Source organism: Streptomyces sp. NPDC091682 (assembly GCF_044756625.1).
In the GTDB taxonomy this organism is placed as follows: domain Bacteria; phylum Actinomycetota; class Actinomycetes; order Streptomycetales; family Streptomycetaceae; genus Streptomyces.
The window spans coordinates 106,373-119,662 of sequence record NZ_JBIVTH010000008.1; the positions used below are offsets into that span (position 1 = coordinate 106,373).

Annotated in this window: 10 protein-coding genes; 7 read left to right on the plus strand and 3 right to left on the minus strand. The window is 72.1% G+C overall.

The features are described 5' to 3' along the window. Positions 1-72 precede the first annotated feature (72 nt). From ACIQK6_RS19920 to ACIQK6_RS19940, 5 genes are all read left to right on the plus strand, one after another. Positions 73-945, plus strand: a complete 873-nt coding sequence (locus ACIQK6_RS19920; protein WP_329095097.1) for a PhzF family phenazine biosynthesis protein — start codon at positions 73-75, stop codon at positions 943-945. 98 nt (positions 946-1,043) lie between these two features. Then, positions 1,044-2,300, plus strand: coding sequence for a serine hydrolase domain-containing protein (locus tag ACIQK6_RS19925; protein ID WP_329095099.1), 1,257 nt, complete (start codon positions 1,044-1,046; stop codon positions 2,298-2,300). Positions 2,301-2,740: 440 nt separating this feature from the next. Beyond that, positions 2,741-3,481: a tRNA-dependent cyclodipeptide synthase gene (locus ACIQK6_RS19930; protein ID WP_402695180.1), complete on the plus strand. Its 741-nt coding sequence runs from the start codon at positions 2,741-2,743 to the stop codon at positions 3,479-3,481. Further along, entirely contained in the window at positions 3,471-4,655 is a 1,185-nt protein-coding gene (locus ACIQK6_RS19935) for a cytochrome P450 (protein ID WP_402695181.1), read from the plus strand. The genes ACIQK6_RS19930 and ACIQK6_RS19935 overlap by 11 nt, the downstream gene beginning before the upstream one ends. 201 nt (positions 4,656-4,856) lie before the next feature. After that, complete coding sequence (locus ACIQK6_RS19940; RefSeq protein WP_402695182.1) at positions 4,857-8,048, plus strand: amidohydrolase family protein; 3,192 nt, start codon at positions 4,857-4,859, stop codon at positions 8,046-8,048. 133 nt (positions 8,049-8,181) lie between these two features. Here the strand turns inward: ACIQK6_RS19940 and ACIQK6_RS19945 are convergent, their stop codons facing one another. Then, complete coding sequence (locus tag ACIQK6_RS19945) at positions 8,182-9,396, minus strand: IS110 family transposase (protein ID WP_402695183.1); 1,215 nt, start codon at positions 9,394-9,396, stop codon at positions 8,182-8,184. 300 nt (positions 9,397-9,696) lie between these two features. On the opposite strand from ACIQK6_RS19945, the gene ACIQK6_RS19950 reads away from it, so the two are divergent. After that, positions 9,697-10,746 (plus strand): IS110 family transposase, encoded by a 1,050-nt coding sequence (locus ACIQK6_RS19950; RefSeq protein WP_402695184.1) that lies wholly within the window; start codon positions 9,697-9,699, stop codon positions 10,744-10,746. Between the two features lie 175 nt (positions 10,747-10,921). Beyond that, on the plus strand, positions 10,922-11,878 hold the full coding sequence (locus tag ACIQK6_RS19955; protein WP_402695185.1) for a nucleotidyl transferase AbiEii/AbiGii toxin family protein: 957 nt from the start codon (positions 10,922-10,924) through the stop codon (positions 11,876-11,878). Between the two features lie 136 nt (positions 11,879-12,014). Here the strand turns inward: ACIQK6_RS19955 and ACIQK6_RS19960 are convergent, their stop codons facing one another. Together ACIQK6_RS19960 and ACIQK6_RS19965 are read right to left on the minus strand one after the other, a co-directional pair. Further along, entirely contained in the window at positions 12,015-12,422 is a 408-nt protein-coding gene (locus ACIQK6_RS19960) for a DUF4440 domain-containing protein (RefSeq protein ID WP_329095111.1), read from the minus strand. A 71-nt stretch (positions 12,423-12,493) separates the two neighbouring features. Next, positions 12,494-13,285, minus strand: a complete 792-nt coding sequence (locus ACIQK6_RS19965) for a class I SAM-dependent methyltransferase (RefSeq protein ID WP_402695186.1) — start codon at positions 13,283-13,285, stop codon at positions 12,494-12,496. Between the last annotated feature and the right edge of the window lie 5 nt (positions 13,286-13,290).

Genomic DNA, 13,290 nt, shown 5'->3' on the forward strand with positions numbered 1-13,290 from the left:
GCCGCGCCACGAGACCGGGCGGCGCCCGGACCACGAAGGGGCGACCCGTCCACGCCCGGTAGCGTCGCGGCCATGCGCTACCACCACGTCGACGTGTTCACCGACCGCCCCTACGGCGGCAACAGCCTCGCCGTGTTCCCCGAGGCCGATCAGCTGACCGGTGCTCAGATGTTGTCCATCACCCGGGAACTGCGGCACTTCGAGTCCGTCTTCCTCATGCGCGACGGCTCACCCGCACGGCCGGGCACGTGGCGGGCGCGCGTCTTCGACCTCGCCGGGGAGCTGGACTTCGCCGGCCACCCCCTCATCGGTGCCGCCGCCGTCCTGCACGCCGTCCACGGCACGGCCGGCCACGAGGCCTGGACCCTGCGCCTACCCGACCGTCCGGTGGAGGTCGCCACCGAACGCAGGGGCCCGGGCCGGTACGCGAGCCTCCTCGACCAGGGCGCGGCCGCCTTCCTCGGCCGCCCCGACCCCGACGGCCTGGCCGCCCTCTTCGCCCTCGACCCCGGTGACCTGGACCCCGATCTGCCCCCGGAGGTGGTCTCCACGGGCCTGAGCTACCTGGTGCTCCCCGTCCGGGGCGACGCGCTCGCCCGCGCCCGCGTCACGCGGCCGCTCGACGCGCCCCTGGCCCGACTCGGCGCCGCATTCGCCTACCTGCTGGACGCCGCGGCCATGGAGGGCAGGCACTGGAGCAACGACGGGATCCTCGAGGACGTCGCCACCGGGAGCGGTGCGGGGTGCGCCGCCGCCTATCTGCGCAGCCACGACCGGATCGGCTCCGGGGAGCCGGGCCTGCTGCGCCAGGGCCGCTTCACCGGGCGCCCCAGCACGATGACGGTCAGCGCCGACGGCCACGGCCGGGAGATCCGCACGGTACGCGTCGGCGGGGGTGTCGCCCTCGTCGGGGAGGGGCGCCTGCGCGAGCTCCCGCCGGCCTGAGGCCCTCCGGCGGCGGACGGGCTCACCTCGCGACCGGAGGCCCGTGGACCTAGCCTGAGGATGTTGCCCGGGGCCCTCGGACGGCAGGAGACCATGCCGTGAAGCCAACCCACCTCCGGCTGCGCCGGGCCTGTGCGGCCGCGGCGGCGGCCGGAGTGCTCATCGCCCCGGCAGCCCCGGACTCCGCAGCCGGGGCCGCCCTTCCCGGTCGGTCCGCTGCCACCTCCGTGGCCGCCGCCACTCCCACCCCGCCCCCTTCCCCCTCCACCGGTGCGGGCTTCACGCCGCTCACACCGGCCGTCGCGGCGCAACTGGACGCGGCCGTGCGTCAGGTCATGCGCGAGGCGCAGGTGCCGGGCGTCACCGTCGGGCTGTGGGCCCCCGGGAAGGGGAGCTACGTACGGTCCTTCGGTGTGGCGGACAAGGCGACCGGCGCGCCGATGGCTCCCGACCTGCACGTGCGCATCGGTAGTGAGACCAAGACGTTCACCGTCACCGCCCTCCTCCAGCTGGTCGACCAGGGGAAGGTGGGTCTGGACGACCACATCGGCGCCTACGTCGCAGGGGTTCCGAACGGTGACCGCATCACCCTGCGGGAGCTGGCGGGCATGCGCAGCGGGCTCTTCAACTACAGCATGGACGGGGACTTCATCGAACAGCTCGAGGCCCATCCGGAACGGTACGTCGCACCGCAGCAGTTGCTCGACTACTCCTTCAAGCACCCGGTGCAGTTCGAGCCGGGGGCGGAGTTCGAGTACAGCAACACCAATCTGATCCTGCTCGGCCTGGTGGTGGAGAAGATCACCGGCCGGCCGCTCCACGAGGTCATCACCCAGGACGTCCTGGGGCCGGCCGGGCTCCGCAACACGGTCTTCCCGACGGGCCCGGCCCTGCCGGTGCCGTACGCGCACGGCTACACCGACCAGACGGCCTCGGGCAAGGTCGAGGACACGACCCGCTGGAACCCGTCCTGGGCCTGGGCCGCCGGAGAGATGGCCTCCGACCTCCAGGACCTGCGCAGTTGGGCCCGTACCCTCGCCACCGGCACCCTGCTGAAGCCCGCGACCCAGGCGGAGCGCCTGAAGACCACCCCGATGGACATTCCGGGCGCCGGCTACGGACTGGGCATCTTCGACGTCCAGGGCTGGATCGGCCACAACGGATCGATCCCCGGGTACGAGGTCCTGCCCGTCTACCTGCCGTCGGCACGGGCGACGATGGTCATCCTCTTGAACACCGACAGCCAGTACAAGGGCCAGGAGCCCAGCACCCTCTTCGGCGAGGCGGTCACCAGCATCGTCACCCCCGATCATGTGTATCCCGGTCACAAGCCGGTCGTACCCAAGACCGGCTGACGGCCGCACCCACGGGGTGGTCCTGACGGGCGACCTCGTCGATCCGCGACGGCTCCGCAGCCGCAATCGACGACTGAGCGGTCCCCCTTCCGTTCTGTTCACGACCGACGGGTCAGCCCGCCCACTGGTCGACCGATCAACCGACCGAAATTGCCCTGAGCCAAAAGAACCTTGGTGGTTCACCAGTGCCGAATTTCGGCCAGAATCGACGGGGAGGAATTCCGATCGGCCGACCGATTTCCCGCCGACGACCACTGCGGAAACACCCGGTAAATCACAGCCAACAGGCTGCCGCCAGGGCCGGATCCGCCGCACCCAAAAGATGCCCGGGTCAACTGTGTTGTCCGTCAGGTGAGTTACTACCCAGAAGACATGGAACGTCGCTCACAGTTCGGGTAGCTTTCCCTCACGTCGCCGCCACACCCGGGGCACAGGGCCCCATGGGACTAGCGGCGCAAAGGACCCGACCCCTGTTGACGACAGCAACCGAAGTCTTCACAGTCCGGCCGTACACCCCGCATTGCCAGGTGATCAGCACCGAAGGCGATCACGCCGTCATAGGCATTTCCCCGGGGAACAGTTACTTTTCGGCCCAACGTGTCAATGACCTTGCCCATTGGGGCCTGCGCAACTTCGAGCAGGTCGACCTCATCTACACCGACATGCACGTGGCAGAGATGTACGAGGCTCTCGGCTACGGCGAGGACGAAGCCCGTCGCAAGGCGGTGAAGAACCTGCGCGGCGTCCGCGCCAAGGTGAACAACGCCGCCGCGGAGGCCGACCCCACCGGCACCCGCCTCCGCGCCCGCCCGATGTCGTCCCTCACCGACATCCCGGCCTACCGGGCGCTCCACAGCCACCTGACCAGCCTGCTGGACACCGACCCGGATTTCCGCAAGACCAGCAACACACTGGTCGACGCCTTCCTCTCGTCCAAGGTCCTGAACGGGAAGACCGCCACCACACGGCAGCGCGACGTGTGCTTGGAGTACGTCTGCGCCGAAATGCCGCTCTTCCTCGACACGCCCGCCATCCTCGGCGTGCCGTCGTCCCTCAATTGCTACCACCAGCTCCTGCCCATGGCGGAACTGCTCTACTCACGCGGCTCGGGCCTGCGCGCCTCGCGCAACCAGGGTCACGCCATCATCACCCCCGCCGAAGGAGCTCCCGATGTCCGCTGAGACCCTGCTCGACTTCCCCTTCTCCGCGCGCGGCGACCAGCTCCCGCGCGAGATCGAGGAGCTGCGCGCCGAACCGGTGAAGCGGGTGCGCACGATAGCCGGGGACGAAGCCTGGCTCGTCTCCTCCTATCCGCTGGCCAAGCAGGTCCTCGAAGATCCCCGGTTCAGCCTGAAGGACACCTCGGCCCCCGGTGCACCCCGCCAGTACGCGCTGACGATCCCGCCCGAGGTCGTCAACAACATGGGCAACATCACCGGTGCGGGACTGCGCAAGGCCGTTCTCAAGGCGATCAATCCGAAGACGGACGGGCTCACCGGCTGGATGCGCGCCCAGGCCACCAGCCTGGTCGACGGCCTCCTGAGCCACGGGGCACCGGTCGACCTCCGCGCCCAGTTCACCAACCCGTACGCCGAGAACCTCCACTGCCGCATCCTCGGAATTCCCGAGTCCGACGCTCCGCGCCTCGCGGCCAGCCTCGACATCGCGTTCATGAACTCGGCCTGCCCGGTCACCGGCGCCAAGCTGAACTGGGACCGCGACATCGCCTACATGGTGGAGCGCCTCGACGATCCCACCACCACCGGCCTGATCGCCGAACTCGCCGCCCTGCGCGACGACCCCGACTACGACCACCTGACGGACGAAATGCTCGCCACCGTGGGCGTCACGCTGTTCGGCGCGGGGGTCATCTCCACCATGGGCTTCCTGACCATGGCGATCTTCTCCCTCCTCCAGAACCCGGAGATGTGGGAGCGGCTGCGCAAGGAGCCGGAGAAGATCCCGGCCGCCGTGGACGAACTCCTGCGCATCAACCTGTCGATCGCCGACGGCCTGCCCCGGCTCGCACTGGAGGACGTCACCCTCGGCGACGTCGAGGTGAAGAAGGGCGAGCTGCTGCTCGTCCTGGTCGAGGCCGCCAACACCGACCCGGACGTGTACCCGGACCCGCACGTCGCGGACATCGACCGGCCGAACGCCGCCACGCACCTCTCCTTCGGCGGCGGACAGCACTACTGCCCGGCCACCGCACTCGGCAAGCGGCACACCGAGATCGCCATCGAGGTGCTCCTGGAGAAGATGCCCGACCTGGCCCTCGCCGTGCCGGTCGACCAGCTCGTGTGGCGCACCCGCTTCATGAAGCGCATCCCGGAGCGCCTGCCCGTGCTCTGGTGACCGCGCGGGCGCGCGGGACGACGCGCCTTGCCCGATGGTGGCCCCGGCCGGGGGGAATCCGGCCGGGGCTATCGCCCTGTCCGCCCGGCCCGAACCGACCCGCGGCCGGTTCCTGAGCCGTTGCCCGACCGGGGTCGTGATCGTTTGCGTGGCTGACGGGACATCCGGGGCGGTCATCGACGGACGGGGCGAGTGGTCGGGTTGCGAGTTGCGCGAAGGACCGTACTGCAGGCGGCGTCGGCGGGCGCCCTGACGGCACTGCTCGGCCGCACGTCCGCGGCGGCGGCCGTCCCGGGCAGCGCCGCCGGGGACCTGGTCAGGCTGCGTTTCACCCGGGCGACCAACGGGGCGGCCACGGCCTCCGCCACCGGGGAGCGGGTCATCGCCGAGGTTCAGGGCGTTCTGTGGTTGCTGCCCCGAGACGGTTCGCCCGCGACTCCGCTGACCCCGCCCGACCTGGAACCGGGTCGCCCGGTGTTCTCCCCCGACGGTCGCCAGGTGGCGATGAGCGCCTACCGGGGCGGCACCTTCCACATCTGGGTGATGAACGCGGACGGCTCCGGCCTGCGCCCGCTCACCGACGGTCCGTTCGACCACCGCGCGCCCGCCTGGTCGCCCGACGGCCGCACCCTCGCCTTCTGTTCCGAGCGTGGCGGTGATCCGGTGGCCGGGAGCCCGTACCGGATCTGGACCCTCACCGTGACCGGCGGTCGCCCGCGCCGGCTGACGGGCCTGCCCGGCCAGGACGGCCCCGGTCAGGACGGGGAGTGGGAGGACTTCGATCCGGTCTGGTCCCCGGACGGCTCGCGCGTCCTGTTCGTACGCGCCACGCCCACCGGCGAAACCCTGACCGCCCGGACCATCGCCTCCGTGGCCGCGGAACCCGTTGCCGGGGACCGGGGAGTGGACCCGGTCCGGGTCGAGCACACCGTCACCGACGGCAGGCTGCTGGCTCCCGCGCTCTCCCCGGGCGGACGCACCGCCTGGCTGTCCGCTGCTCCCGGACCCCGCAAGGCCGAGACCCTCTCCCTCTTCGCCGACGGCCGTCCGGTCCCCCTCGACGGTGATCTCGCGCCCGCTCCCCCGCGTTGGATCGGCGACGACCGGCTGCTCATCACCCTCGACGGGCGGTTCCGGGTGATCCGCCCCCACCGGGACGGCGGTGACGACGGCCACGAGATCCCCCTCGACGCCACCCTCGAAGTGGTCCGGCCCCGCTACCGGGTCAAGGAGTACGTCCTGGAGGCCGAACGGAGTCTTCCCGTCCGGGGCATCCACCTGCCGGCCCTGTCCCCCGACGGCCGCAGCGTCGCCTTCGCCGCACTGAACGCGCTGTGGGTCGCGCCCGTCACCGGCGGAGCACCCCGCAAGATCGTCCAGGCCCCCGTCACGGCCTACGTCCAGGGACCGGTGTGGAGCCCGGACGGCCGCGCGCTGGTCTACACCGACGACCGCGACGGCCTGAACACCGTGCGCCGCCGGGAACTCGACAGCGGCCGGGAGAGCGTCCTGGCCGCGGGCGGCCGCGTCTACGGGGCGCTGTCGCCGGACGGCACGAGGCTCGCCGCCCTCGACCTCGCCGGGCGGCTCCTCGTCCGCGACCTCGCGACCGGGACCGATACCCCCCTGGTCGCGGCCCTCGGCGGCGGCGGTCTGCCCGGCCCGCCCAGCTGGTCTCCCGACGGCCGCCACCTCGCCCTCTGCGACCGCAACCGGCTCAGCCGACGCTTCCGCGAGGGCTACAACCTCATCCGGATCGTCGACACCGCCACCGGGGCCGACCGCCTGCACGCACTCGCCCCGCACGCCTCGCTCGCGGACCGCTACGCCTCCGGCCCGGTCTGGTCCCCCGACGGCCGCTTCCTGGCCTGCGTCGGCGAGTCGGCCCTGTGGCTGCTGCCCGTCGGCCCCGACGGCGCCCCGACCGGACCGGCCCGGCGCCTAACCGACGAGCCCGCCGACCACCCTTCGTGGTCCGCCGATTCCCGCACCCTGCTCTACCAGTCCTGTGCCCGGCTGCGCCTGCTCGCCCTCGACGCCGCCGGCGCGCCGGCCGGAGCACCCCGGACCGTACCCGTCTCCCTGAACTACCGGCGCCCCGCACCCGTCGACACCGTCGTGCACGCAGGACTGCTGTGGGACGCCACCGGCTCCCCGCCGCGCGCCGACGTCGACGTACTGGTCCGCGGCGGCCGGATCACCGCCGTCGAGCCGCACCGACCGGGCCGCCGCGCCACCCGCACCGTGGACTGCTCCGACGGCACGGTCCTGCCCGGCCTGTGGGACGCGCACGTGCATCCGTACCCCTACACCTACGGGGCGCGCCAGGGTGCGCTGCACCTCGCGTACGGGGTCACGACCGTGGTGTCGCTCGGCGGTTCCGCCTACGAACAGGCCCGGCTGCGCGAGGACGTCCGGGCCGGCCTGCTCGCCGCACCCCGCATGCTGGCGGGCGGGGAGCTCCTCGACGGCTCACGGGTCGCCTACAGCATGGGGCGCGCCCATCGCACGCGCGCCGGGTTCGCCCGCTCGCTGGCCCGGGCCGCCGCGCTGGACTGGGACTTCGTCAAGACGTACGTACGGGCGCCGTACGCGTACATGGCCGAGGCGGCCCGCTTCGCGCACGAGCGGCTCGGTGTCCTGGCCGGCTCCCACCTGTGCGCCCCCGGCATCCGGTCCGGCCAGGACCTGACCACGCACCTGGTGGCGACCGAGCGGGCCGAGTACGGGCACGGCGCCACCCCGCGGGGGCACACCTACCAGGACACCGTGGAGGTCTACACGCACGGCGGCTTCGGCCTGATCGCCACCCCCTTCACGGCCCTCCCGCTGATCGGCGCCGATCCGGCGCTCGCCGACGATCCGCGGGTGGCGTCCCTGATGCCGCCGTGGGACGTGGCGGCCGTCCGGGCCGGGGCCGCCGGGCCGCCGAGCGCGGAGCAGAGCGCGGCGCTGGAGCGGGAGGTCGGCGTCTACCGCCGTGTCATCGAAGGTGGTGGGCGCCTCGCCCTGGGCACCGACGCGCCGCTCACCCCGGTGGGCCTCCACCTCCACCTCGCGCTACGGGCCCTGCACCGGTACGGACTGACGCCTGCGCAGGCCCTGACGACGGTGACCTCGGCCCCGGCCCGGATGTTCGGCGTCGAGGACCGGCTCGGTACGGTCGCGCCCGGCCGGATCGCCGATCTCACCCTGGTCGACGGCGATCCGTTCGCCGACTTCGACGACCTGGTCCGCGTACGGGCGACGGTCCGCGGCGGGATCCTGCGTGAACGCCCGTCCCTGGAGCGCGCCTTCACCCAGTCCGCCGTGCCGCCGGCCCCGGAGCCGGTCGACTGGCGCGCCGTACTGGACCAGATGCTGCGCGACGGCTGCTGTGCACCGCACGTCTAGGTTTTTTCGATCAGGCCCGTTGTCGGGGGTTGCTGGCAGCTTCGATCCCCTGAACGTCGCCCTCACCGGCCCAGCGCAGGCGGTCGACGGTCCGTCGCTGAGGCCCGGCCGGCCCTGAAGCTCCTATTGGCTGTCAAGCGGCGGTGAGCCAGTCGCGGTAGGCGTTGGCGAGGTTGTCGTCGCGGCGGGTGCCGCGTTCGATGCACGAGATGACCGCGGGCCAGACGCCGAAGTGATGGGCGACAGCGGTGAGGGTGATGTTCTTGGCCTGACGTGCTGGCCGCAGGTCCGCGACCTCCGGGACCGTGACCGTGGTGTTGAGGTATCGGAACACCTCCCGGGCGATGGCCCGCTTGAGAAGGCGGATGATTTCCTTCTTGGTCCGGCCGGCCGCGGTCTGCCGGACCACGTAGTCGCGGGTTCGGCTGTCGCTGGCCATGCGGACGAGGGCTATCCGGTAGAGGGCCGCGTTGGCGGCGCGGTCGCCGCCTCGGGAGAGGCGGTGACGGTTGGTCTTGCCGCTGGAGGCCGGGACGGGGGCGACGCCGCACAGGGCTGCGAACGAAGCCTCGGTCCGGAGGCGGTCGGGGTTCCCGCCGGCGGTGATCAGGAGCTGTGCGGCGGTGTCGGGGCCGACGCCGTAGGCGGCACGCAGACCTGGATTGTGTCCGGTGACCACGTCGTCCAGTACGGCCGTGAGCTCGTTGTGCTCGGTGGTCAGAGCCTGGACGCGTCGGGCCAGACTCTTCAGGGCGGTCAGGACAGCGGTGTGGACGGCGTCTCCCGCGGGACGCAGGCGTGCCAGGGCATCGACCAGCGGTTTGCCGTGCAGGGCCCGGTAGCGGGCACGGATGGTGTCGGGGGCGCCGATGAGGATGTGCCCGATATGGTTCATGGCGGCGGTGCGGGCTTTGACAGTGGACCGGGCGGCATTGTGGAGGGCGCGTATGCCGGTGACGGTCTCGTCCTTGGGGGCGCTGGAGGCTCGTCCGGAGAGTGCGGCGCGGGCGGCGGCGTAGGCGTCGATGGGGTCTGACTTGCCGCTGCGGCGGCGTTCGGCGCGGTCGGGGCGGTTGACCTCGACCACGCTCAGGCCGTCGGCCCGGGCCGCCCGGGTGAACCCGCTTCCGTAGGAGGCGGTGCCTTCGACACCGATCGCGACCACGTCCCCGTGGGCGCCCAAAAACGCGAGAGCTGCCGTGTATCCGGCGGTGGTCGTGGGGAACTCGGCGTCGGCGAGATACCCGCCGTTGTCGGTGACGACCGCGACATGAATGGTGTCGGCATGGGAGTCCACACCGCCGAACACCCACTGGCCGCCCGTGCCCACCGTGCCTGCTGCTGTCATGCTGGAGGCGCCTTCCTAGCCGGAGGTGACACCGGCCAGGTGGGGCAGACAGGACATTGAGGGGGCTTCTGACCAAGCTCCTGACTTGTTGAATTGAGCCCAGACGCTCGGTCTGCAGCCGTAGCGTCCAGGGTGTCGGTCGGCACGGGCCCGCAGTGCTCCTTGCCGCCCTCGGGCTGGCTCACTGATAGCGTGCCGCCGCCGGCCGACACCCGCGCGGTGTGGCTCGACAGAGGCATGAAGGTGACGCAGTGACTTCAAGTCAGGGTGCCCACCGCACTCCCCTCCCTGTCTCATCGAGTGCGAGGCCAGCCTGTGATCCTGATCGGTGTCGATCCCCACAAGTCGTCCCACACCGCCGTCGCCGTCGACGCCGCGGGCCATCAGGTGGCCCAGCGCCGGTTCGTCGTCAACGCCGGAACCTTCCGCCAGCTGATGCGCTGGTGCGAGCAGTGGCCTGAGCGCCGTTTCGCCGTCGAAGGCGCCGGCGGCCTGGGCCGTTCGCTCGCCCAACAGCTCGCTGCCGCGGGCGAGAACGTGGTCGACGTGCCCTCCACCCTGTCGGCCCGAGCCCGGCTTCTGGCCACCGGCGGAGACCGCAAGACCGACGCCAAGGACGCCCTCCACGTCGCCCAGGCCGCCCTCTTTCGAAACGACCTGCGGGCCGTGGTCCAGGAAGACCAGACCACGATCCTGCGGCTGCTGACCGAACGGCGCGACGACCTGGTCCACGAACGCACCCGCGTCCTCAACCGACTCCACGCCGTCCTGCGCGATCTCCTGCCCGGCGGAGCACCCACAGGCCTGTCGGCCGACAAGGCTGCCGCCTTGATGAAGGGCATCCGGCCGGTCACGGCCACCGACAGCTGCCGCCGTGACATAGCCCGTGACCTGCTGGCCGACCTGCGCAGACTGGACCGGCAGGTCAAGGACAACGAAGCCGAAATGCGCGAGGCCGTCGCCGCTACCCGCACCACGCTGACCACCCTGCCGGGCCTGGGCACCGTGCTGGCCGCGAAGGTCATCGGCCACATCGGGGACATCAGCCGGTTTCCCACCGAGCACCACTTCGCCAGCTACACCGGCAGCGCACCTCTCGACGCGTCCAGCGGCAACAACGTCCGCCACCGGCTCAACACCGGCGGCAACCGCGCACTGAACTCGGTTCTGCACACCATCGCCGTCTGCCAGATCCGCGACGGCGGGCGAGGGCAGGACTACTACCTCCGCAAGATCAGCGAGGGGAAGACGCCATCCGAAGCCCGCAGGGCCCTCAAACGACGCCTGTCCAATGTGGTCTACCGGATCATGAAACGAGACCAACGAACCCACCTCGCTCAAGCCGCTTGACACACAGAGGCGCTATCAGGTCATGTTCCACCTGGCCGGAGCCATGAGAACGGGCCCCGGCAACCGGACGGTACAGCCCGAAGACAACCCAGCAGAGCGTCAGTCAGTGGCAGAGCCACGACCACCGGAACCCGCTACGAGTATCAATGTCAGTGGTCGCGCCTACAGTCGCCGCATGACGGTGAACGCCCGGACGGCGGCGGCAGGGCCCGGCCGCGCGGCCCTCGATCATCTCCTGCGGCTGATCTCGGAATCCGCGTGGGGCGACGAGCTGGTCCTGCGCGGCAGCATGGTCATGCCCGCGTGGGTCGGTGGCCGGGCCCGGCCACCGGGTGACCTCGACTTCGTCGTGCCGCGGCCGTCGGCGGTCCCCGTCGACGGGCGGGACCCCCACCCCTACGTCCCGGCGTACGACACCGTGCAGCAGTGGCCGGAGGCCGCCGACGGTGCGGCCCGCTACGAGATCTGGGCGGACGGGGAGGAGGCGTTCGAGACGCGGGGGCTGCGCGCGAACGTCCCGCCGGAGGGCCTGGTCTGGCAACCGGAACCGGAGCCGGCGGATCTCCCGCCGTACGAGGACCTGCTGGAACGGGTGCGTGCCCACCCGCGGGCAGCTGGGGGCGTCCTGCTGGACGCGGACGGGGCGCGCCGGGACGGTACGTGGGCCTACGCGTACACGAACGGCGAGCACGCGCCCGCCGGGATCAGGGTCCTGATCCCGTGGCGGGCGGACTCCGGCCCGGTGGGGGTGGCGCAGTTGGACTTCTCCCGCGACGAGCGGCTGCCCGAGGCACCCGTCTGGACGGCCGTGCCGCGCGGCGACGGCGGGGTCACGGTGGCCCGGACGGCGAGCCGCGAGCTGTCGCTGGCCTGGAAGCTGCGGTGGCTGGTGGCGGACGCCGCGGCCGGGGACGGTCCGCGGTGCAAGGACCTGTACGACGCCGTGCTGCTGGCGGAGGTCCGCCGGGAGCGGCCCCTCCCGGAGCCCCCGTGCCTGGCCGGCGTACAGGTCGCCGAGCGGGCGTGGCGGCACTTCTGCGCGGCCCATCCCGGGGTACGGGGCCTCGCCGCCGACTGGCTCGCCCGACTCCGCACCGCACTGACCCCGGCCCCGGCCCCGACTGACCGATAGGGGCGGTCGGGCGTCGGCCGGTCAGGCTCCGGCGCCGACGGTCCGCCAGCGGCGCAACCCGATTGCGGTCAGTTCGATCAGCTCGCCCCGGGCATGGTCGTGGTGCGTGGGGCGGAATCCGGGGAGGGCGCCGGGCTCAGGGCTGGTGGTCGTACCAGGCGAAGGCCGTGATCCGCCAGCCGTCCCGGGTGCGGACGAACTGGATGGTCTTGGTGCCCGCCCCTTCGAACGGCTTGCCGTCCAGGAGCCCGGACTTGCGGTACTCGCCGAACCGCGACGCGATGTCGCCGGCGATCTCGGTCCGTTCGTAGGTCTCCCACTCGGAGAACTCGGCCAGGCGGCCGCCGGCGCCCAGCAACACGCGGCGCGGCTCGAGGAATTCGTCCACGGTCCAGACCGTGAACTGCGGGCCGGTCATGGTGATCACTGCGTCCGGCAGGACCAGTCGACGGATCCGGTCCAGATCGGCGGCCTTGCCGCCCCGGTTGTCGAAGGCGCCGAAGAACTCCGCTGTCACCACGTCTATTTCGGCCTTGGACGACATGGCGCGAGATTAACACCGGGGGGCGTCGTACGCGTCGGACGGGCCGCATCGGGATCGCTGGGCCCGTCCGATCAGGCCGCGCGCGCCATCGTGATCACCAGGGGCGGCCGTGCCCGCTCCGCCGACCACGCGCGGCCGGCCGTGAAGTCCGCGTCGGCCACGGTCCGCGCCTCGTCGACGGTGGGCCGGTGCTGGACGACGTCCCGGAATCCCGCGCGCTCCAGCAGGGGCGGGAGGACCGGAACGGGCCACGCGTGGTTGCGCACGTCCTGCCAGGTTCCGTCGGTGCGCCGGAGCCGTACGGTCAGTTCGTCGCCCGGCCCGTACGCCCCGCCCGGGTCGCCGATGCGCAGGGAGGCGTACTCCGTGCCGCTGCACGCGGGATCGGTGGTCAGCAGGACGAACGGGGCGGGCGGGCGCAGGAGCCGGCGGATCTCGGTGAACACGCCGAGCACGGCCTCCTCGGTCGGCAGCGAGGCCAGGACGTGGTTGCACATCACCGCGTCCGCGCAGCCGTCCGGCAGGCCGGTCACGCGTCCGGCCTCGACCAGGTGGTACTCGGCCACCGCGGGCGTCGAGCCGCGGGCCAGCGCCAGCATCTGCGGGGAGGTGTCCACCCCCAGCACCCTCGCCCCCAGCCGCCGGGCCGCCGCGTCGGCCACCTTGCCCGGCCCGCACCCGTAGTCCACCAGGACCTCGCCGGCGCCGATCCGGCCGGCCAGGGCCCGGAAGACGAACGGGTACCCGAGCAGCCAGTCCGTGGCCGCCTCCACCGCCGCGAATGCCCGCGCCCCTCCGTGTCCGGACCAGGCGGTGCCGTCTTCGGCGCCGCCGGGCCCGGGTCCCTCCGGCCTGTCGCTCACCGTCC